Origin of the sequence: Streptomyces sp. PA03-1a, from assembly GCF_033792805.1 — a bacterium.
In the GTDB taxonomy this organism is placed as follows: domain Bacteria; phylum Actinomycetota; class Actinomycetes; order Streptomycetales; family Streptomycetaceae; genus Actinacidiphila.
Window position 1 is genome coordinate 21,494 of record NZ_JARAVO010000040.1, and the last position, 21,204, is coordinate 42,697.

18 protein-coding genes and 3 tRNA genes are annotated in these 21,204 nt (G+C 72.8%); 14 read left to right on the forward strand and 7 right to left on the reverse strand.

The annotated features are described in order from the left end of the window. Window positions 1-5 precede the first annotated feature (5 nt). A complete protein-coding gene (locus PV341_RS11730) occupies window positions 6-755 on the reverse strand; it encodes an SLATT domain-containing protein (RefSeq protein WP_500322599.1) in 750 nt (249 codons plus the stop codon). A 203-nt stretch (window positions 756-958) separates the two neighbouring features. On the opposite strand from PV341_RS11730, the gene purD reads away from it, so the two are divergent. The 4 genes from purD (at window position 959) to PV341_RS11750 (ending at window position 6,699) form a co-directional block, all read left to right on the forward strand. After that, window positions 959-2,209: a phosphoribosylamine--glycine ligase gene (gene purD / locus PV341_RS11735; RefSeq protein ID WP_500322600.1), complete on the forward strand. Its 1,251-nt coding sequence runs from the start codon at window positions 959-961 to the stop codon at window positions 2,207-2,209. 190 nt (window positions 2,210-2,399) lie between these two features. Further along, on the forward strand, window positions 2,400-4,079 hold the full coding sequence (locus PV341_RS11740; RefSeq protein WP_500322601.1) for a hypothetical protein: 1,680 nt from the start codon (window positions 2,400-2,402) through the stop codon (window positions 4,077-4,079). A 144-nt stretch (window positions 4,080-4,223) separates the two neighbouring features. After that, window positions 4,224-5,732, forward strand: coding sequence for a N,N-dimethylformamidase beta subunit family domain-containing protein (locus tag PV341_RS11745; RefSeq protein WP_500322602.1), 1,509 nt, complete (start codon window positions 4,224-4,226; stop codon window positions 5,730-5,732). 70 nt (window positions 5,733-5,802) lie between these two features. Further along, the gene (locus tag PV341_RS11750) at window positions 5,803-6,699 is read left to right on the forward strand and encodes a phosphoribosylaminoimidazolesuccinocarboxamide synthase (RefSeq protein ID WP_500322603.1); all 897 of its coding nucleotides are present in this window, start codon (window positions 5,803-5,805) and stop codon (window positions 6,697-6,699) included. A gap of 129 nt (window positions 6,700-6,828) precedes the next feature. On the opposite strand, the gene PV341_RS11755 is transcribed toward PV341_RS11750, so the two are convergent. The 4 genes from PV341_RS11755 to PV341_RS11770 all read right to left on the reverse strand — a co-directional run bounded on the left by PV341_RS11755 (window position 6,829) and on the right by PV341_RS11770 (window position 7,943). Further along, window positions 6,829-6,901, reverse strand: a tRNA-Gly gene (locus PV341_RS11755). A 392-nt stretch (window positions 6,902-7,293) separates the two neighbouring features. Further along, window positions 7,294-7,366, reverse strand: a tRNA-Gly gene (locus PV341_RS11760). A 45-nt stretch (window positions 7,367-7,411) separates the two neighbouring features. Beyond that, window positions 7,412-7,483: transfer RNA gene (locus PV341_RS11765), tRNA-Gly, on the reverse strand. A gap of 142 nt (window positions 7,484-7,625) precedes the next feature. Next, on the reverse strand, window positions 7,626-7,943 hold the full coding sequence (locus PV341_RS11770) for a histone-like nucleoid-structuring protein Lsr2 (protein WP_500357611.1): 318 nt from the start codon (window positions 7,941-7,943) through the stop codon (window positions 7,626-7,628). A gap of 261 nt (window positions 7,944-8,204) precedes the next feature. Here PV341_RS11770 and purS point away from each other — a divergent pair, with 261 nt between their 5' ends. From purS to purM, 9 genes are all read left to right on the forward strand, one after another. After that, a complete protein-coding gene (purS, locus tag PV341_RS11775; RefSeq protein WP_026250862.1) occupies window positions 8,205-8,450 on the forward strand; it encodes a phosphoribosylformylglycinamidine synthase subunit PurS in 246 nt (81 codons plus the stop codon). Beyond that, a complete protein-coding gene (gene purQ / locus PV341_RS11780) occupies window positions 8,447-9,130 on the forward strand; it encodes a phosphoribosylformylglycinamidine synthase subunit PurQ (protein ID WP_500322605.1) in 684 nt (227 codons plus the stop codon). The genes purS and purQ overlap by 4 nt, the downstream gene beginning before the upstream one ends. Continuing rightward, window positions 9,127-11,376, forward strand: a complete 2,250-nt coding sequence (purL, locus tag PV341_RS11785) for a phosphoribosylformylglycinamidine synthase subunit PurL (protein ID WP_500322606.1) — start codon at window positions 9,127-9,129, stop codon at window positions 11,374-11,376. The genes purQ and purL overlap by 4 nt, the downstream gene beginning before the upstream one ends. A 126-nt stretch (window positions 11,377-11,502) precedes the next feature. Continuing rightward, complete coding sequence (locus tag PV341_RS11790; RefSeq protein ID WP_500357612.1) at window positions 11,503-12,342, forward strand: hypothetical protein; 840 nt, start codon at window positions 11,503-11,505, stop codon at window positions 12,340-12,342. A 61-nt stretch (window positions 12,343-12,403) separates the two neighbouring features. Continuing rightward, window positions 12,404-12,607, forward strand: coding sequence for a DUF4177 domain-containing protein (locus PV341_RS11795; protein WP_500322608.1), 204 nt, complete (start codon window positions 12,404-12,406; stop codon window positions 12,605-12,607). 47 nt (window positions 12,608-12,654) lie between these two features. Beyond that, entirely contained in the window at window positions 12,655-13,452 is a 798-nt protein-coding gene (locus tag PV341_RS11800; RefSeq protein ID WP_500357614.1) for a maleylpyruvate isomerase family mycothiol-dependent enzyme, read from the forward strand. A gap of 29 nt (window positions 13,453-13,481) precedes the next feature. Further along, window positions 13,482-15,143 (forward strand): hypothetical protein, encoded by a 1,662-nt coding sequence (locus PV341_RS11805; RefSeq protein WP_500357616.1) that lies wholly within the window; start codon window positions 13,482-13,484, stop codon window positions 15,141-15,143. Between the two features lie 128 nt (window positions 15,144-15,271). Beyond that, window positions 15,272-16,789: an amidophosphoribosyltransferase gene (gene purF, locus PV341_RS11810; protein WP_499512621.1), complete on the forward strand. Its 1,518-nt coding sequence runs from the start codon at window positions 15,272-15,274 to the stop codon at window positions 16,787-16,789. A 28-nt stretch (window positions 16,790-16,817) separates the two neighbouring features. Beyond that, window positions 16,818-17,885: a phosphoribosylformylglycinamidine cyclo-ligase gene (purM, locus tag PV341_RS11815; protein ID WP_500322611.1), complete on the forward strand. Its 1,068-nt coding sequence runs from the start codon at window positions 16,818-16,820 to the stop codon at window positions 17,883-17,885. A gap of 80 nt (window positions 17,886-17,965) precedes the next feature. On the opposite strand, the gene PV341_RS11820 is transcribed toward purM, so the two are convergent. After that, window positions 17,966-18,334, reverse strand: coding sequence for a DUF3073 domain-containing protein (locus tag PV341_RS11820; RefSeq protein WP_499512619.1), 369 nt, complete (start codon window positions 18,332-18,334; stop codon window positions 17,966-17,968). 328 nt (window positions 18,335-18,662) lie between these two features. Beyond that, a complete protein-coding gene (locus tag PV341_RS11825; RefSeq protein ID WP_500322612.1) occupies window positions 18,663-19,769 on the reverse strand; it encodes a Leu/Phe/Val dehydrogenase in 1,107 nt (368 codons plus the stop codon). Window positions 19,770-19,942: 173 nt separating this feature from the next. On the opposite strand from PV341_RS11825, the gene PV341_RS11830 reads away from it, so the two are divergent. Beyond that, window positions 19,943-20,797, forward strand: coding sequence for a DUF8083 family protein (locus tag PV341_RS11830; protein WP_500322613.1), 855 nt, complete (start codon window positions 19,943-19,945; stop codon window positions 20,795-20,797). Window positions 20,798-21,204: the final 407 nt, after the last annotated feature.

A 21,204-nucleotide genomic window follows, 5' to 3' on the forward strand; every position in this document is an offset into this window, starting at 1 on the left:
GGCGGTCAGCTCGCGCGGGGGCCCTCCGGGGGGCGCTGGCGCGGCATGCTCGGCCGGCCGCCGGGCAGCAGCGGGAACCTGCCGCCGGTGCCGGTCGCGGCGCCCTCGGTGCCCCGGCTGCTCCCCGCCCAGGTCAGGGACTGGGTCCGCAGCGGGGCGGCGCCGGCCCGGAAGTCCACCATCCAGTCGGCGGTCTCGCAGCGCACGAGCTCCGAGACGTCCTCGCTGAAGCGGCGCAGCACGGTCAGGCACCGCTCGGCGGCCTCGGCCGCGGTGCCCTCCGTCGGGCCCAGGACCTCGCGGACCGACTCCGAGGCCCAGTCGAAGCGCAGCGCCTCCAGCCGGCGCTGCACGGCCTGGGCGGTGGCCATGTCCCGCATCCAGCCGGCCGTGAGGCCGAGGTAGCGGTCCAGGCCCACGCACACGACGGCCAGCACCAAGGCGGCGTACGCCCAGCGGATGTGCCCGCCCGCCCCCGTGACGGCGAGGACGGCGCCGGTCGTCGCGCACAGGGCCGCGCCGACCCGCAGCGACCGGGCCCAGCGGCGCTTGCGCAGACGGTCGGCGAGGTACCACTCGACGGTCCGCAGGGCGTCCGCCTCCACCCAGCGGTAGAGCTCCTCCAGCCGCCCGGCCGGTTCCCCCCAGTCGCCGAGCGGGAAGGGCGGCGTCCGCAGGTCCTCCTGCCGGTGCAGCGCGCGCCGCTTCGGCTTCTCCCGGGGGACCTCCTCGGGATACATGTCCGGCTGGCTCACCTGCACGCTCCCTCGCGACTTCCGATGACGAGGCACCTTCTTACCGCCGAACGGCTGACCGTGCGAGGGTCATCGGGCCATTTCCGCCCTTACGGGTTCCTTGATCAGGTATGGGGCCCGGCTCCGGGCCACCCGAAAGAGTGAGCTGGGGGTCGTGACGACCGGCCCACGGGGAGGGTGCCGCCAGCCGATACCCTGGGCACGTGAACGTGCTTGTGATCGGCGGCGGAGCCCGCGAACACGCCCTGTGCCGTGCCCTCTCCCTCGACCTCGACGTGGAGTCGCTGCACTGCGCGCCCGGGAACGCCGGCATCGCCGAGGTGGCGGAGCTGCACGCGGTCGACGCCCTCGACGGCGCGGCGGTGGCCGACCTCGCGGAGCGGCTCGGCGCCGACCTCGTCGTGGTGGGCCCGGAGGCCCCCCTCGTGGCGGGCGTGGCCGACGCCGTGCGCGCCCGCGGCATCGACTGCTTCGGCCCGTCCGGGCAGGCCGCGGCCCTGGAGGGCTCGAAGGCGTTCGCCAAGGACGTGATGGCCTCGGCCGGCGTGCCCACCGCACGCTCCTACGTGTGCACCACCCCCGCCGAGGTGGACCACGCGCTGGACGCCTTCGGCGCCCCGTACGTCGTGAAGGACGACGGCCTGGCCGCGGGCAAGGGCGTCGTGGTGACCGACGACCTGGAGGCCGCCCGGGCGCACGCCAACTCCTGCGAGCGGGTGGTCATCGAGGAGTACCTGGACGGCCCCGAGGTCTCCCTGTTCGCCGTCACCGACGGCGAGACGGTGGTCCCGCTGCAGCCCGCGCAGGACTTCAAGCGCGCCCACGACGCCGACGAGGGCCCCAACACCGGTGGCATGGGCGCGTACAGCCCGCTGCCGTGGGCCGATCCCCGGCTGGTCGAGGAGGTGGAGCGCACGGTGCTCCAGCCGACCGTCGACGAGCTGCGCCGCCGCGGCACCCCGTTCGCCGGGCTGCTGTACGCGGGGCTGGCGATCACCTCGCGCGGTGTGCGGGTGATCGAGTTCAACGCGCGCTTCGGCGACCCGGAGACCCAGGTCGTGCTGGCCCGGCTGAGGACCCCGCTGGCGGGCCTGCTGCGCGCCGCGGCGACCGGCCGGCTGGCCGCCTTCCCGCCGCTGCGGTGGAGCGACGGCGCCGCGGTGACCGTGGTCATCGCCTCCGAGAACTACCCCGGCACCCCGCGCACCGGCGACCCGATCACGGGCCTGGACGAGGTGGCGGAGCAGGACGAGCACGCCTACGTGCTGCACGCGGGCACCAAGGCGGACGCCGAGGGCCGTGTGGTGAGCGCGGGCGGCCGCGTACTGTCCGTCACCGCCACCGGTGGCGATCTGGCCAAGGCCAGGGAGCGCGCCTACCGGGCGGTGGGACGGATCGGGCTGAAGGGCTCGCACCACCGTTCGGATATCGCAGAGAAGGCCGCCCAAGCCTGAATCGGCGGGCAAGGCCACTCCAAGGGGTGATGCCTTCGCCATCCTGCTGACGTGAGCCCCGAGCCCAACTACTGTGCCCGGCAAGCGCACTGTGGAACCCCGCGCGCACTGCACTATCGGCCCTACCGGCATTGCGGTGTCGGTGGGCGGTGCGACAGTGGGGGCATGCAGTCGCGTCAGCAGCTTGGGGGTGAGCACACCGTTGGCCGGGGAAGCAGGTGAGGGACACGCGCGGTCACGCGCGCTCGCCGTCCTGCGCATCCGCAGCGCCGCGCTCACGGTCGCGCTGCTGCCTGCCGCGCTGGCGGTCGTGCTGCTGGTCGGCGGCGCGACGGGCCGCATCGTCGGCGACGCGTCCGAGGTGCTGCGCTGGGCGGTGGTCGCGGGCGCGCTGCTCGTGCTGCTGCTCGCGGCCGGTGTCGCGGCGGTGATCGTACGGGCCAGGCCGGCCGAGAGCCCGACCGTGGCCGTCTCCGAGGCGTCGGCCCCCGACCTGTACCGCATGGTGCGTGACCTGGCCGTCCGCCTGCAGGTGCCCGCCCCCTCGGCGATAGAACTGACTCCGGACTGCGACAGCTGGCTGGAGGACCGCACCCATCGGCAGCGGCGCCGCGCGGTGTCCGAGGCGCCCACGCTGGTGATCGGCTCGCCGTTCATGTGGTGGATGCGCGTCGCCGAGCTGCGCGCCCTGCTCGCCCCGGTCGTGGCGGGCACGGGCCCGGCCGCGGATCCGGACATCGCGGCCGCCCGCCGCTTCGTGCGCGGCCTGGACGCCGCCGTCGGCGTGGCCACCGCCCCGCAGGAGCCCTCGGTCGTCGGGTTCCTGCGCCGTCCCGCGTACGGGTTCCTGGGCTGGGTCGCCAAGCTGCTGCTGCGCGGCTGCCGGGCGCACGCGGCGGAGATGGAGCGCGCGGTGGCCGCCTCCGCCTCCGAGCGGGCCCAGGCGGTCGACTACGGGCTGCGCATCGTCGCCCAGGAGCAGGTGGGTCTGGCCTACGCGGGCTGGGACCGGCTGCTGACCCGGGTGGCGCTGCCGGCCTGGCGCATGGGCCGCTGGCCCTCCCGGCTCGACGCGGGCGTGGTGGCGGCCCTGACCGAGCTGTCCCGGCGGGACCGGCTGGCCGAGGGCTTCGAGTCCCGGCTGGGCGAGCGCCCGGCGTGCGACCTGCTGGAGGAGCCCGGCACGATGGACGAGGCGGCCTCGCTGCTCGCCGCCCGGCTGTTCCACGGCGGTCCGCAGCGACCCGGCCCCGAATGGTCCCCGGTCGGCTGGGACACCTACCCGCAGGAGGTCGTGGACCGCATCTGGCGCAGCGACGCCTCCCGCCTGGTGACCGTCCTGGACGAGGTGCACGAGCCCGCGGGGGTCGCCGGGAGCCGACGCATATCCGTGGCCTCCGGCGGTTCGCGGAGCACGGTGGACGACTGCGCCGAGCCGGGGCGCGCGACCCTGGCCCGGGTGCTGGAGCGGCTCTCCGCGGGCGGCAGCGAGGAGCTGGCGGCCCGCATCACCCGGCACGTCGCCCGTGAGGAGGCCGTGCGCGAGGCGGCCGCGCGGGAGGAGTCCGCCGACCAGGTCCCGTCCGGCGGCGTCCTCACGCCCGTCTACCAGCTGCTCCCGCCGCGGACCGGCCGCGAGCTGCTCACCGACCATGTGACCGCGATGATCTGCTGTGCCGCGGTGGACACCGCCGGTGCCACCCCGGGCCTGGACTGGCTGGACGGGCCGGCCCTGCTGGTCGGCGGGGTGCGCCGGGGGGACCTGGCCTGGCCCGTGCTCCGGCTCGTGGAGAACGGCGACGCCGCCCCGCTGCGTTCCTGGCTCAGTGCCGTGGGCGTACGCCCCGAGAAGCCGATACGGCTCATCTGACGGAAAAATGGCGGGGTTTGTCCGCCCCGGCGTGAATTCCTGGCGATAATGCACCACGAACAGTAACCAAGGCAGCGCATTGTGTGATGTGCTGGATGTGCGCACACGCACACCACCTCGGGGGACGACGAGGAGGGGACCATCGTGGTGAAGGAGCAGGTCCGCCGCTGGCAGTCCGGGGCACTGGCGCACGGGGTCACCGACCCCTTCGGGCAGGGCCCGGTGCCGTGGCTGCGTGGCGCGGTGCAGTATCTGGACGACACCGGCCAGGTCGTGCCGTGGTACGTCGACCTGGCCGCCAGCCGCGGGGAGCCCGGGGGTCTGCCGGGCGACGCCGTGGGGCGCACGCCCCGCGTGCCAGGCCCGCGCGCCGCGGACGACGTGCGGTGCCAGATCAAGGGCTTCGCGCCGGGCGCCTCCGTGGCCCCCGGCGACGCCATCGACTTCCGCATCACCGTCGACCCGCCGCAGAGCTACGGCATCGACGTCTACCGGATCGGGCACTACGGCGGTGATGGCGCCGCCCAGTTCACCTCCAGCCCCCGGCTGTCGGGGATCGTGCAGCCGACGCCGCTCGCCGCCGGGCGCACCGTCTCCTGTCACCACTGGTGGCAGTCCTGGCGGCTGCAGGTGCCCTCGTACTGGAAGTCCGGCGCCTACGTCGCCGTCCTCACCACGCAGGACGGCTACCGCAGCCACATCCCGTTCACCGTGCGCGACGACCGGCCGGCCGATCTGCTCCTGCTGCTGCCCGACGTCACCTGGCAGGCGTACAACCTCTACCCCGAGGACGGCCGCACGGGTGCCAGCCTCTACCACGCCTGGGACGAGAAGGGCCGCCTGCTGGGCGAGGAGGAGGCCGCGGTCACCGTCTCCTTCGACCGCCCGTACGCGGGCGCCGGGCTCCCGCTGCACGTCGGCCACGCCTACGACTTCATCCGCTGGGCCGAGCGCTACGGCTACGACCTGGCCTACGCCGACGCGCGCGACCTGCATGCGGGGCGGATCGATCCTTCGCGCTACCGGGGCATGGTCTTCCCCGGTCACGACGAGTACTGGACGGTCCCCATGCGGCGCGCCGTCGAGGCGGCCCGGGACGGCGGCACCTCGCTCGTCTTCCTGTCGGCCAACACCATGTACTGGCAGACCGAGCTGGGCCCCTCCCCGTCGGGCGACCCCGACCGGCTGCTCAGCTGCCGCAAGCGCCGCGGCCACCCGCCGGGCCGCAGCGCCCTGTGGCGTGACATGGGTGAGCCCGAACAACTGCTGATCGGCGTGCAGTACTCCGGCCGGGTGCCCGAACCGTCCCCGCTGGTGGTGCGGAACGCCGGCCACTGGCTGTGGGAGGCCACCGGCGCCGAGGAGGGCGACGAGATCCCCGGCCTGGTCGCGGGCGAGGCGGACCGTTACTTCCCGCGCACGCCGCTGCCCGACTACATGGAGCGGATCCTGCTTGCCCACTCCCCGTACGAGGACTCGGCGGGCCGCAGAGCGCACCAGGAGACCTCGCTGTACCGGGCGCCCGGCGGGGCCCTGGTCTTCGCCTCCGGCACCTTCGCCTGGTCCCCGGCGCTGGACCGTCCGGGCCACGTCGACCCCCGTGTCCAGCGCGCCACCGCCAACCTCCTGGACCACATCTGCAAGCACGGCTGACCCCCGCGTCGCGCCCGCCGGGCGCACGTACGGGAGAATCGGGAACCGAACCGCCGATCGGGGAGGACCCATGTCCGGATTCGTCCACAAGCCCGAGCCCGCGCAAGTGCCGGGCCTGGTGCACCTGCACACCGGCAAGGTGCGCGAGCTGTACCAGAACGAGGCAGGGGAGCTGGTGATGGTGGCCAGCGACCGGATGTCCGCGTACGACTGGGTGCTGCCCACCGAGATCCCGGACAAGGGCCGCGTCCTGACCCGGTTGTCGCTGTGGTGGTTCGACCAGATCGCCGACCTGGTGCCGCACCACGTGCTGTCCACCGAGCTCCCCGAGGGCGCCCCCGCCGACTGGGAGGGGCGGACGACGGTCTGCAAGCCGCTGGACATGATCCCCGTCGAGTGCGTGGCGCGCGGCTACCTGGCCGGCTCCGGCCTGCTCGAGTACGACACCGACCGCACGGTGTGCGGGGTGACCCTCCCCGAGGGCCTGGTGGACGGCTCCGAGCTGCCCGCGCCGATCTTCACCCCGGCCACCAAGGCCGAGGTCGGCGAGCACGACGAGAACGTCAGCTACGAGGAGGTCGCCCGCCGGGTCGGTGCCGACACCGCGGCGCAGCTGCGCCAGAGCACCCTCGCGGTCTACGGCCGGGCCCGGGACATCGCCCGCGAGCGCGGCATCCTCCTGGCGGACACCAAGTTCGAGTTCGGCTTCGACGGCGAGGTGCTGACCATCGCCGACGAGGTGCTGACCCCGGACTCGTCGCGCTTCTGGCCCGCCGAGCTGTGGGAGCCGGGCCACGCCCAGCCCTCGTACGACAAGCAGTTCGTCCGCGACTGGCTGACCTCCGCCGCGTCCGGCTGGGACCGCCGCAGCGAGCAGCCCCCGCCGCCCCTGCCGGAGCACGTGGTGGAGCAGACCCGCGCCAAGTACATCGAGGCGTACGAGCGGCTCACCGGCCTCGGCTGGTAGTCCGCCACGGCCCGCACGCCCGCCGGTCCTCCGTCCGGCGGGCAGTGCGGCAGCCGCGGCGACGGCGGACGGCCCAGCCGTCCCAGGAACACCGAAGGCCCCGGTCGTCACGACCGGGGCCTTCTCTTGAGCGGACGACGAGGCTCGAACTCGCGACCTCAACCTTGGCAAGGTTGCGCTCTACCAACTGAGCTACGTCCGCCTGCTCCGCGCGTTCCCGTGCGGTGCGTCATCCACTATAGCCAACGCCGGGGGCCTTGGGCACACACCCTGGCGCGGCGGGTTCCCCGCGTCGTGTCCCGCGGCGCACGCGACGGGGGCGCGGCAGCGACGAGGGCCTGGTCACGGACCTCCGGGCGGTCCCCGCCGGCGTTCCCGGCCGGCCGGTCAACTCCGGTTCCACGGCGTGCCCCAGAGCCGCCGCGCCCGGTGCGGGCGGGTCCCGGGGCGCGGGAGGGGCGGCGGGCGGGGGCGATCGCCGCCCGCGGTCAGGGGAGTTCGGGCGTTCCGCCCTGTGGCCACCGTCACACCGACCGGTGCCGGGAGCACGAAGAAGGCCCCGGTCGGTGATCCGACCGGGGCCTTCCCTCAAAGAGCGGACGACGAGATTCGAACTCGCGACCCTCACCTTGGCAAGGTGATGCTCTACCAACTGAGCCACGTCCGCACGGCGACTACCCTACCCGATCCTCAGGACCGGTCGAGCAATCAGAGCGGGTGACAGGAATCGCACACTGCGCCTTCCCCCTGGAAGAGGGATGTTCTGCTACTGAACTACACCCGCGTGGCCCGGGGGTCTCGGCCTTTCGGCCCGCCCTCGGCGTGCTCCAGACTCTAGCGGATCAACGGGGGTGGCTGTCCAATCGCTTCTTCCGGGTGATTCCCGGGCGGGGCCCCGGCCCGTCCGGGAAGGGCCCGGCGGCGGATCAGCTGGCCTCGGCGTACGCCTCGTAGAGCTTCTTGGGGATACGGCCGCGCGGCGGCACGTCGAAGCCCTGGGAGAGCGCCCAGGCGCGCACGGCGGCCGGGTCGGGGGCGAGCGAGGTGTGCTTGTAGGCCTTGCCGAGCCGGTTGCGGCGGCGCCCTGCCTCGACGTACGGCGCGAGGGCCTCCCGCAGCTTCTCGGCGTTGCCGGCGGACAGGTCGATCTCGTACGACTTCCCGTCGAGGCCGAAAGTGACCGTTTCCGCCGCTTCACCGCCGTCGAGGTCGTCGGAGAGCGTGACCACTACGCGCTGCGCCATGGATGCCGGTCCTTTCAATGGAGAAGGCCTGGGGACTGCGTTGGCCCCGTTGTTGTATCGAAGCCCCAGGGCCGGGGTCAATGCTTTTCCATTTACCGGTCCGCATTTTTTCGCCGCAACCGATCGGCCAATTCCTCCGGGTGTCCCGAGGGCAATCCGGTGGGGGGATATTCCGTGACCATTCTGGAATATCTACCCGCGTAGATTTTTCGGCGGGGTACGGTGGGGACATCTCACCGCAGCACACCACCGGGAGTGACCGTGGCACGCGTCGTAGTCGACGTCATGCTCAAGCCGGAGATCCTCGACCCCCAGGGCCAGGCGGTGCAGCGAGCGCTGCCGCGCCTCGGGTTCGAGGGAATCGCCGACGTCCGCCAGGGCAAGCGTTTTGAGCTCGAACTGGAGGGGCCGGTCGACGACGCCGCCCTCGCCCGTATCCGCAAGATGGCCGAGACCTTCCTCGCCAACACAGTGATCGAGGACTTCACCGTGAAGGTGGAGTCGTGACCGCACGCATCGGTGTCGTCACCTTCCCCGGGACGCTCGACGACCGGGACACCCAGCGCGCGGTCCGCGTCGCCGGCGCCGAGCCGGTGCCGCTGTGGCACCGTGACAAGGATCTCCACCAGGTGGACGCCGTCGTCCTGCCCGGTGGATTCAGTTACGGCGACTATCTCCGGGCCGGGGCGATTTCCCGCTTCTCGCCCGTGATGGAGTCGATCATCGCCGGCGCCAAGGACGGTCTTCCGGTCCTGGGTATCTGCAACGGCTTCCAGGTGCTCACCGAGACGCATCTGCTGCCGGGTGCCATGCTGCGCAACAATCACCTGCACTTCATCTGCAGGGACCAGAAGCTGCGTGTCGAGAACAACTCGACGTCCTGGACGGCCGATTACGAGCAGGGCCAGGAGATCAGCATCCCGCTGAAGAACATCGACGGCCGCTACGTGGCCGACGAGCACGTCCTCGACCAGCTGGAGGCCGAGGGCCGTGTGGTGTTCCGCTACGCGGACTGGAACCCCAATGGCTCGCTCCGGGACATCGCCGGCATCACCAACGCCGCGGGCAATGTCGTCGGCCTCATGCCGCACCCCGAGCACGCGGTCGAGTCGCTGATCGGGACCGGCCGCACCGACGGCCTCGGATTCTTCACCTCGATCCTCAAGAAGCTGGTTCACGCGTCATGACACTCGATTCCGTCAAGCACGCCACCGGGACTCCTGACACCGAGCAGCCGTGGGCCGAACTCGGCCTGAAGCAGGACGAGTACGAGCGCATCCGGGAGATCCTCGGCCGCCGGCCCACCGGTGCCGAGCTCGCCATGTACTCCGTCATGTGGTCCGAGCACTGCTCGTACAAGAGCAGCAAGATCCACCTGCGCCAGTTCGGCGAGAAGGCCCCCGCCAACGACGCCCTGCTGGTCGGCATCGGCGAGAACGCCGGCGTCGTGGACGTCGGCCAGGGCTACGCGGTCACCTTCAAGGTCGAGTCGCACAACCACCCCTCGTACATCGAGCCCTACCAGGGCGCGGCCACCGGCGTCGGCGGCATCGTCCGCGACATCCTCGCCATGGGTGCCCGCCCGGTCGCCGTCATGGACCCGCTGCGCTTCGGCGCGCCGGACCACCCCGACACCAAGCGCGTCCTGCCGGGCGTCGTCGCGGGCGTCGGCGGCTACGGCAACTGCCTGGGCCTGCCCAACATCGGCGGCGAGGTCGTCTTCGACCCCTGCTACCAGGGCAACCCGCTGGTCAACGCCCTGTGCGTCGGCGTGATGAAGCACGAGGACATCCACCTGGCCAAGGCCTCCGGCGCCGGCAACAAGGTCATCCTCTACGGCGCCCGCACCGGTGGCGACGGCATCGGCGGCGTCTCCGTGCTCGCCTCGGAGACCTTCTCCGACACCGGCCCGGCCAAGCGCCCCGCCGTCCAGGTCGGCGACCCCTTCCAGGAGAAGCTGCTCATCGAGTGCACCCTGGAGATCTTCAAGGAGAAGCTGGTCGCCGGCATCCAGGACCTCGGCGGCGCCGGCCTGTCCTGCGCCACCTCCGAGCTGGCCTCGGCCGGCTCCGGCGGCATGCGGGTGGAGCTGGACACCGTGCCGCTGCGCGACGCGACGCTCTCGCCGGAGGAGATCCTCATGAGCGAGTCGCAGGAGCGCATGTGCGCCATCGTCGAGCCGCGGTACGTCGACCGCTTCCTGGAGATCTGCGAGAAGTGGGACGTGATCGCCACCGTCATCGGTGAGGTCACCGACGGCGACCGGCTGGAGATCTTCTGGCACGGCGAGCAGATCGTCGACGTCCCGCCGCGCACCGTCGCCCACGAGGGCCCGGTGTACGAGCGCCCCTACGCCCGCCCCGCGTGGCAGGACGCGCTCCAGGCCGACGACGCCAACAAGCTGCCGCGCCCGGCGGGCGGCGAGGAGCTGCGCGCCCAGGTCCTGACGATGGTCGCGCACCCGAACCAGGCGTCCAAGGCGTGGATCACCGACCAGTACGACCGCTTCGTGCAGGGCAACACCGTGCTGGCGCAGCCGGAGGACTCCGGCATGATCCGCATCGACGAGGACACCAACCTCGGCGTCGCGGTGGCCACCGACGGCAACGGCCGCTACGCCAAGCTCGACCCGTACACGGGCGCCCAGCTCGCGCTCGCCGAGGCGTACCGCAACGTCGCCACCACCGGCGCCAAGCCCCTGGCGGTCTCCGACTGCCTCAACTTCGGCTCGCCCGAGGACCCGGCCGCGATGTGGCAGTTCGCCGAGGCCTGCCGCGGCCTCGCCGACGGCTGCCTGGAGCTGGGCACGCCGGTCACCGGCGGCAACGTCTCGCTCTACAACCAGACCGGTGACGTCGCCATCCACCCGACGCCCGTCGTGGCGGTGCTGGGCGTGATCGACGACGTCACGCGCCGCACGCCGGTCGCCTTCAAGGACCAGGGCCAGCTGCTCTACCTGCTGGGCGACACCAAGGAGGAGCTGGGCGGCTCCGCCTGGTCCCAGGCGATCCACGACCACCTCGGCGGACTGCCGCCGGCGGTGGACCTGGAGCGGGAGAAGCTGCTCGGTGAGATCCTCATCTCGGCCTCCCGCGACGGCATGGTCGACGCGGCCCACGACCTGTCGGACGGCGGGCTCGTCCAGGCCGTCGTCGAGTCCTGCCTGCGCGGCGGCAACGGCGCGCGCCTGGTCGTGCCGGACGGTCTCGACCCGTTCGTGCTCCTCTTCTCGGAGTCGGCGGGCCGGGCGGTCGTCTCGGTGCCGCGCAGCGAGGAACTCCGCTTCACCGACATGTGCGGTGCGCGCGGTCTGCCCGCGACGCGGATCGGTGTCGTCGACGGCGACGCGGTCGAGCTCCAGGGCGAGTTCAGCATCCCGCTGGACGAGCTCCGTACGGCTCACGAGGGCACGATCCCGGCCCTCCTGGGCTGATCCGTCCGCCCTTCCGACGCGCCCTTCGGGCGCGCCCTCCCGAAGCGCCCCCGTGCCGCCAGGCGCGGGGGCGCTTCGCCGGGGGCCGGTGACCGGCTCCGTTGGGGACGGCCTCATACTCCAGACGTGAGCGAGCGCGACACCCCCGGCGAACCGCCCCTGTGGCGCGGCCTTGACGCAGCGCGCTGGGCGGCCTGCCGCCCCGCCGCGTGGGCCCGCCCGCGCTGGGGCGCCCTGGCGCTGGCCGCGGCCGCCGCCGTCGGGGCCGCGGTGGCCCCGGGGGCGTTCGGGACGGTGCACTACGGGCTGGTCGCCGTCCAGGTGTACTGGCTCTTCAGACTGCCCGGGCTGACCCTCGTGTCGGCGCCGGTGCTCGCCGCGCTCCTGGTCTGGCGGGTGGAACCGCAGGCCGCGCTCCCCTCCGTCGCCGCGCTGCTGCTGTGCTGGGCCGGCGCCCGGCACCGTACGGGCGTCCACCGCCGGCAGCGGCTGCTCGCCGCGAACGCCGCCCAGGACGTACGGCTTCCGCTCCCCGGGCCCCTCCCGCCGCTGCGCCGCGGGCCGGCCACGATCGCGTTCGGGGTGCTGTGCGCGGCCGCGATCCCACCGCAGATCCGCCTGCTGTCACTGGCCGGCGGCGCACTGCTCGCCGTGGGCCTGGTGGCCCGGGTGCGGGCGGGCGCCCTGCGGCGCGGCGCGCAGCCGGTGCTGCGCGTGCTGACCCGGGTGGACGAGGACGCCCGGACGTGGGTGTTCGCGGCCGACGACCACGCGGGCCGCACGGCGCTCTTCTCCTGTCCGGTCGACCCCGAGCCCGAGCCGCCGTCCGGGTCCCGGGAGGACGCGCTGCGCCCCGCCCTGCTGTTCGGGGCGCCGTACGAGGGCGCCGAACTGGTGCTGCTGTCCGCCGAGACCGAGGGCGGCACCCTCGTCTGCCGGGCGGCGGGACCGGTCCGCCCCGCGTAGCCCGCGACCGGCGGTACTACTGTGCGTCCCGCAACCACCGGTACGACAAGGGGTGTCAACGATGTACGAGTACAAGGTCGTCAGCTTCCGCGAATCGCTGATAGGCGACGCCATCGACGACGACAAGCTGGAGAAGACGCTCAACAAGCAGGCCGAGGACGGCTGGCAGCTCAAGGCGATCACCTCCGCCGACGTCAAGGGCCGCATCGGCCCCGGCGCCGTGCAGGGGCTGCTGCTCACCTTCGAGCGCCCGCGCCAGGCCTGACCCCCGGGGTCGGGGTGCGGGCCGGGCACCGCGCGTAGGCTGCACGCATGCCGTCCACCGCCCGCAAGGCCCGCACCTACGACCCCGCCAGGACCCGCGCGGCGCTCACCGCCCAGCTCGCCCATGTCCTGGGGGCCGCACGGGGACTGACGGCGGCTCAACTGGCCGCGCCCGCCGGGCTGCCGGGGTGGGACGTGCACACGCTGGTGGTGCACATCGCCCGGCAGGTGGAGGCCGTCGCCCGGGTGGTGACCGCGCCCGCCCCGGCCAAGGCGGACCTCGACCTCACCGCGTGGGCGCGCTCCACGGCGCGCATCGCCGGCCCGCTGGACGCCGACACCCGTGAGGCCGCCGCGGAGACCGCCGACGCCGCCGCCCGCCTCGAGGAGGCCACCCACGGCCTGGCCGGGGTGCTGGACGAGGCGGTGGCGCCCGAGCGCCTGGTGGCGATCACGCTCGGCGCGATGCGGTCCACGGACTTCCTGGTGACCCGGCTCGTCGAGCTGGTCGTCCACAGCGACGACCTCGCCGCGGCGACGGGTGTGCCCGTCCCCCTGGAGCGGCAGGCCGTCGCCGCCGTCGTACGGCTCCTCGCGGACACCCTCGCGGTCTCGGTGCCCGGCAACTCCGTCGAGGTCCGCGTACCGCCGTACGCGGCCGTGCAGTGCGTGCCCGGGCCCCGCCACACCCGGGGCACCCCGCCCAACGTCGTCGAGACGGACCCGCTCACCTGGATCCGTCTCGCCACCGGGCGCACGTCCTGGGCCGCCGCCCTGGACTCCGCCGCGGTCTCCGCGAGCGGTGAGCGCGCCGACCTCGCCCCGTACCTCCCCCTGCTGGGCTGAGGCGGTCCCGGCGTCCGCATAATGCGCCGGTGACCTCGACGAACGCCCCGGCCGGCACACCGGCCCGCCCCTGGCTCTCCACCGACGCCCACCGCTGGGCCGCGGTACGGCTTCCCGGCTGGGCGCGCCCGCTGTGGTGCGCCCCGGTGCTGGTGGCGGCGGTGATCGCGGCGATCGCCCTCGCGGCGGACGACGGCTGCACGGTGGCCGCGCCCTGCGGGCCGATGTGGTTTGACGCGGTCGGCACCGTCGGCTTCTTCGTCCACACCCTGTGGTTGTTCGTCCTGCCCGAAGCTGCGGCGCTGTCGGCGCCGCTGTTGCTGCTGTGGATGACCCGGCCGGACCTGTGGACCGGCGGCGCCGCGGAGCGCGGCGTGGACGTCGTGGTCGTGGCCGCGCTGTGCTGGGGCTGGGCCGCGGTCCTCGCGCGGCTGCGGGTGCGCCGCCGCCAGCGGGCCCTGGCCCTGGAGGCGGCGGGGGCAGTCGCGCTCCCGGTGCCGCAGCGGGCCGGGCCGGTGCGGCGTGGCGTGCTCCGGATCGCCGTCGGCGTGGCGGCCCTGGTGGTCGCGGCGGTGACCGCGGCGACCGCCGTGTCCGGGGACCGGGCGGACCGGGCGCACGCTGCGGCGGCCGTCCGCGCCGCGGCGGTCGTCGTCGGCAACGGTGCCGAGGACCACATCGTCGTCCGCTTCGGCGACGGCACGCGGCACCGCGTCGCGGTGACGTTCCCGGAGGACCACGACCGGGGCACCGAGGTGCCCGTGCTCGTCGACGGGGAGTGGCTGCGGCTCGCCGCGGAGCCGTACGAGGACCGCACGGGCCTGCAGCTCCTGACGCTCACGGCGGGCGGCCTCGGCCTCTCCCTGCTGCTGTCGGGGGCGCTGTCGGCGCTGCGGGCCCGCTCGGTGCGCCGAGGACCCGTTCCCGTGCTCCGGGTGCTGGCGGGGCGCGAGGACGGCAGGACCGTCATCCGGCCGGTGGACGATGCCGCCGGGGCACCGGTGCTGGCCTACCGCGCGGCCGGACCCGGCGCGTGGGCCAGCGGCGAGGGCGTGCTCTTCGGCCTCCCGGCGGAAGGCGCGGAACTGGTGCTGGCGGCCGTCACGGCTTCCGGCGACCTCCTGGTCGGTGCCACGGAGTCGCCGGCGCGGCGGTGGGTGGCGCCGTCGTCCGGGAGCGGGTCGCCCGACCACGCCGAGCACCGCCGGGAAGCGGAGGCCAGGGTCGCCGAGGCGGCTGCGGCCCTGAAGCCCGGCGCGGGCCCCGTCCATTGGCACGGCGGTGCGGGCGACCGCACGGCGGGCGCGCTGCTCCTGGTGGGCACGGTGGTGTTCCTGGGCTCCGGATTCTCCGGCGGGCCCTGGTGGCGCGCGTTGCTGCCGGTCCTGGGCGGCCTGTGGCTGGCCGACAAGGCGCTGTCCATGATCACCTGGCGGATCACCGCCGACGCCACCGGTCTGCGGGTCCGTCGCCATCTGCGCACCCGGCACGTGCCCTGGGCGGAGGTCACCCGTGTCGTCCGCACCGCGGACGGGGAACTGATCGTCCGCCGCGTCGCGGGTCTGGACGACCTCCGGCTCGGCGCGGTCGCCGTTCCGGGATGGGAGCGGGTGCGGCACCGCCCGTCGGCCGCGACGCGTGCCGCGGCCGAGCTCACCGCCATGGTCCGTGACCCCGGACTGCGCCCCTGAGCAGGCTTCGACCGAGAGCACGACCAAGGTCACACGGCCAAGTGCCCCATGGGTTTACGCGCATAGAACGCACTTTTGTCGCGTTCCCTCGTTCGGACGACACCGGAACCTGCCCTAGACTCGGTGCCGTGCCACGTGGTGACGGACGACTCAACCACGACCTGCTCCCCGGCGAGAAGGGCCCCCAGGACGCTTGCGGCGTCTTCGGTGTCTGGGCCCCCGGCGAAGAGGTCGCCAAACTCACCTATTTCGGGCTGTACGCCCTGCAGCACCGCGGACAGGAGTCCGCGGGCATCGCAGTGAGCAACGGCTCCCAAATCCTGGTCTTCAAGGACATGGGCCTGGTGTCCCAGGTCTTCGACGAGACCTCCCTCGGCTCCTTGCAGGGCCACATCGCGGTCGGGCATGCCCGTTACTCGACCACCGGCGCCTCGGTCTGGGAGAACGCCCAGCCCACCTTCCGCGCCACCGCCAACGGCTCCATCGCCCTCGGCCACAACGGGAACCTGGTCAACACCGTCGAGCTGGCCGAGATGGTCGCCGCGCTGCCCCAGGGCAACGGCCGGGCCACCAGGGTCGCCGCGACCAACGACACCGACCTGGTCACGGCGCTGCTCGCCGGGCAGGTGGACGAGGACGGCAAGCCGCTGTCCGTCGAGGACGCCGCCCGTCAGGTGCTGCCCGAGGTCAAGGGCGCCTTCAGCCTGGTCTTCATGGACGAGCACACGCTCTACGCCGCCCGTGACCCGCAGGGCATCCGCCCGCTGGTGCTGGGCCGCCTGGAGCGCGGCTGGGTCGTCGCCTCGGAGACCGCCGCGCTGGACATCGTGGGCGCGAGCTTCATCCGCGAGATCGAGCCCGGCGAGCTGATCGCCGTCGACGAGAACGGGCTGCGCGCCTCCCGCTTCGCCGACGCCCGCCCCAAGGGCTGCGTCTTCGAGTACGTGTACCTCGCCCGCCCCGACACCGACATCGCGGGCCGCAACGTCTACCTCTCCCGGGTCGAGATGGGCCGCCGGCTGGCCAAGGAGGCCCCCGTCGAGGCCGATCTGGTGATACCGACCCCGGAGTCCGGCACGCCGGCCGCGGTCGGCTATGCCGAGGCGAGCGGCATCCCGTACGGCTCGGGCCTGGTGAAGAACTCGTACGTGGGCCGGACCTTCATCCAGCCCTCGCAGACCATCCGGCAGCTGGGCATCCGCCTGAAGCTCAACCCGCTCAAGGAGGTCATCCGGGGCAAGCGCCTGGTGGTCGTGGACGACTCGATCGTCCGCGGCAACACCCAGCGCGCGCTGGTCCGGATGCTCCGCGAGGCCGGCGCCGCCGAGGTCCACATCCGGATCTCCTCGCCGCCGATCAAGTGGCCGTGCTTCTTCGGCATCGACTTCGCCACCCGCGCCGAGCTGATCGCCAACGGCCTGTCGGTCGACGAGATCTGCAAGTCCCTGGACGCTGACTCGCTGTCGTACATCTCGCTGGACGCGATGGTCGAGGCGACCACGATCGCCAAGCCCAACCTCTGCCGGGCCTGCTTCGACGGCGAGTACCCGATGGAGCTGCCGGACCCCGAGCTGCTCGGCAAGCACCTTCTGGAGACCGAGCTGGCCGGCGGCCCCGACGCCGCCGACGCGCTCCGTCGCCCGTAAGCATTCGACGCAAGGACACAACACAGCCATGTCCGAGAACACCGGTGCCAGCTACGCCGCGGCGGGAGTCGACATCGAGGCGGGCGACCGCGCGGTCGAGCTGATGAAGGAATGGGTGAAGAAGGCCACCCGCCCGGAGGTCGTGGGCGGTCTCGGCGGCTTCGCCGGGCTCTTCGACGCCTCCGCGCTCAAGCGTTACGAGCGGCCCCTGCTGGCCTCCGCCACCGACGGCGTGGGCACCAAGGTCGACATCGCCCGCCGCATGGGCGTCTACGACACCATCGGCCACGACCTGGTCGGCATGGTCGTCGACGACCTGGTCGTGTGCGGTGCCGAGCCGCTCTTCATGACCGACTACATCTGCGTCGGCAAGGTCTTCCCGGACCGCGTCGCGGCCATCGTCAAGGGCATCGCCGAGGGCTGCGTGCTCGCCGGCTGCGCCCTGGTCGGCGGCGAGACGGCCGAGCACCCGGGCCTGCTGGGCGAGGACGAGTTCGACGTCGCCGGCGCCGGTACGGGCGTGGTCGAGGCCGACCGGCTGCTGGGCGCGGATCGCATCCGTAAGGGTGACGTCGTGATCGCCATGGCGTCCTCCGGTCTTCACTCCAACGGGTACTCGCTCGTCCGGCACGTGCTGTTCGAGCGGGCCGGCTGGGCGCTGGACCGGGAGGTCCCGGAGTTCGGCCGGACCCTCGGCGAGGAGCTGCTGGAGCCGACCCGGATCTACTCGCTGGACTGCCTGGCGCTGACCCGTACCACCGAGGTGCACGGCTTCTCGCACGTCACCGGCGGCGGGCTGGCCAGCAACCTGGCCCGGGTCGTCCCGGACCACCTGCACGCCACGGTGGACCGCTCGACGTGGACGCCCGGCGCGGTGTTCGGCACGGTCGGCGAGCTCGGCGGCGTGGAGCGGCTGGAGCTGGAGAAGACCTTGAACATGGGCGTCGGCATGGTCGCCGTGGTGCCCGAGGGCTCGGTGGACGCGGCGCTGACCACGCTGGCCGACCGGGGCCTGGACGCCTGGGTGGCCGGCGAGGTCGTGGAGCGCGGCGAGCACGCCGAGGCCGTCGAGCTCACCGGGGACTACGCGGGCTGACCGGCGCGGGGCAGCACGAAGCCCGGTCCGGGCGGCGCCCGGACCGGGTCAGTGGTCAAGCTGGAACGGAATGTGTTGCGTCAAGCACGACGGCGTTGTGAGGAGGACTGGGACTCGTCGTCCTCGTCGTCGTCCTCGTCGTCGCCGTAGAGATCCGCGTACCGTGCGTACGGGTCGTCTTCCAGCTCGTCGTCATCGTCGTCTTCCTGTACCTCCGGATTGACCGGCAGTGTCGACGATGCGCCCAGCTCTTCGGCCAGACGTGAAAGGTCCGTTCCGCCGCTGTTGTACTTCAGCTGGCGGGCGACCTTCGTCTGCTTGGCCTTGGCCCGGCCGCGCCCCATTGGCTCGACCCCCTCAACGGTGGGGCTCGACGGCCCCGAGTCTTGACACGCGTTCACGATGTGGAACGGGCCCTCACATGAGAGTCCCGGTCCGTAGGACTTCAACGGTACCTGCTTCCGAGGCCGCACGGTACGTCGCCCGCACGACGCGCGTCGGAGCAGGGGCCCGCGATGGCCCCGTCCTGGCTGGTCAATCGCGATTTTACCTTCTTCCGCCGCGGTCTGGCTGCCGGGGCGTGGTAACGGTCGGATGTCCAGCCTGCGGCCCTCGTCACGGAGGCCCGCAGGGAGCCGCCCCGACTCGTGAGGACGCGCGGACACCGTACGTCGGCGGCACCCCGCGGGTGTCCGCTTTGTGATGGACGACACGCCCCCGTCCACGGGCGGACGGGGGCGTGCCGGAGGGGCCGCGGCACCGCCGCGGCCCCATGGCTCACGGGCGCAGCCAGCTCTCCGCCGGGGTGCGCTCGGCCATGCGCTGCTCGGCCAGGCGGTCGGCGGCGGCGGCCGGCGGGATGCCGTCGGCCGCGGCGCGCTCGAAGATCGCGAGCGTGGTGTCGAAGATCTTCGTCGCCTTGGCGCGGGCCCGCTCGAAGTCGAAGCCGTGCAGCTCGTCCGCGACCTGGATCACGCCGCCCGCGTTCACGACGTAGTCCGGCGCGTAGAGGATCCCGCGGTCGGCCAGGTCCTTCTCGACGCCGGGGTGGGCGAGTTGGTTGTTGGCCGCGCCGCAGACGATCGAGGCGGTGAGGGCCGGCACCGAGTCGTCGTCGAGGGCGCCGCCGAGCGCGCAGGGGGCGTACACGTCCAGCGGTGTCCGGACCAGGACGTCAGCGTCGGAGACGGCGGTTACCTGAGGGTGACGGGAGGTGATCCGGTCGACGGCCTCGCCGCGAACATCGGTGATCACGACCTCGGCGCCGTCCTTGAGTAGGTGCTCCACCAGGTGGTGGCCGACCTTGCCGACACCGGCCACGCCGACCCTGCGGCCGCGCAGCGTGGGGTCGCCCCACTTGGCCTGGGCGGAGGCGCGCATGCCCTGGAAGACGCCCCAGGCGGTCAGGACGGAGGAGTCGCCGGCGCCGCCGTTCTCGGGCGAACGGCCGGTGGTCCACTGCGGGGCGGTGCGGGAGACCACGTCCATGTCGGCCACGTAGGTGCCGACGTCGCAGGCCGTGACGTAGCGGCCGCCGAGCGAGGCCACGAAGCGGCCGTAGGCCAGCAGCAGCTCCTCGGACTTGTCCATGTCCGGGTCGCCGATGATGACGGCCTTGCCGCCGCCGAGGTCGAGGCCGGCGAGCGCGTTCTTGTACGACATGCCGCGGGCGAGGTTGAGCGCGTCCTCGACCGCCGCCTCGTCGGAGGAGTACGCGTGGAAGCGGGTGCCGCCGAGGGCCGGGCCCAGGGCGGTGGAGTGGATCGCGATGACGGCCTTGAGGCCGCTGGCGCGGTCCTGGCACAAGACGACCTGCTCGTGACCGCCCTGCTCCGATCGGAACAGCGTGGTGACGATGCCGGGTGTCTGACGTACGTCGGTCACTGTGGTGACTCCCGAATGTCCAGAGGTCGCCCTCCGGGTGGGTGGGGGAGGGCCGGTTGGCAGAAGACTAGAACCACCCGGCCGTGAACATCCTCCCAGTGTCGTGGATCACTCCCCGTGCCGGAAGCGACGTGGGACGATGCCAGGGCGGAAGCCGTCACGAGGGAGCGGGTGTGGGCTTGTCATCGGTGCTGGTCCCGTACGCGGCGTATCTGCGGGTGTACGAGCCGCTGGCGGCCTTCCCGGAGCCCGATCGCGGCTACTGGTACCGGTATGCCTCCCAGGGCGCTCAGCGGTCCGCACAGGACGAACTGCGCCAGTCGCTGGCCGGTCTGCTGTCCGTGCCGCCCGTCGCCGTCCCGGTGCGCGAGAGCGGGGACGCCTTCGTCGCCGTCGTGGACGGCGTGACCCACGTCTGCCCCTGGCGCACCCGGTTGCGCGGCTGGCTGGCCCTGTCCGAACTGGTCGAGGAGTTCCCCGCCCCCGTGGTGGACGCCGTGCTGCCGCCGGTCGTGCGCGAGCAGGCGGAGGCCGACTTCACGGCGTGGCGGGCGGAGAAGCCCGAGAACGCCGATGCGCGGCCCTGGATCCGCGGGGCCACGTGGCACGTCCCGGTGCGCTGGTTTGTGCTGTTCGACGATTCCGAGCGTGAGTACGAACCCGCGGGCGCGGGCGAGTCCAAGCAGCCGGTGATGCGTTACCGGACCCCCATGGTGCAGGCCCGCCGGCGGACGGCCCGGGCGCTGCGGGTGCTCAAGGATTCACTCGAAGAGGGACCCCTGATCGACGGCCTGGTAGATGTAGGGCGTTGGCTGGAGGAGTTCCACCCGCGCTCCTTGGTCGAACTCGACTACGGCGGGCTCGTCCACGCCATCGCCCCGGACTCCCTCGCGGGGGACCGGTCCGCCGCCGACGTGGCGGAGGCGCTGGCCGCGCTGCGGGACGGGGACAGCACCCGGGCCGGGGAGGCTTACGAGCGGCTCAGCGACCGTTGGCGGGCCGTCAGGGAACTGCTGTACGCGAGTTGAGGGTCCGTCGGGAGCCGGTCGTGGGGGAGGGACTTTGGTCCTGAGTCCGGCCGACCGGTACCTTTGGCCTAAGCGTGACCTAAAGCACGTTTAGGGGTCTTGCCCTCATCCCCACCCCCCATGACAATATGGGACATCGGGTCCGGAAGGACCTCTTTCCACTCGCTCTGGGTGGAATGTCCGGGATTGCATCCCCTTGAGGTGGGGCTGTGGCTCGTGGGTTGGCTGTGACTGATCGTCACTCAAGCGTGACTGTCCGTTATGGCCCGGTCCATCGGCTTCCGTCGAGCTTAGACACCTCAGAGGGCAAATCCATCGGTTTGGCCGACACGGCTGGACAGATGGTGTAGTTGTAGTGCCAAGGACAAGCCGTTCGTCCTATTACCGACTCGGCCCGCGTCCGCCAT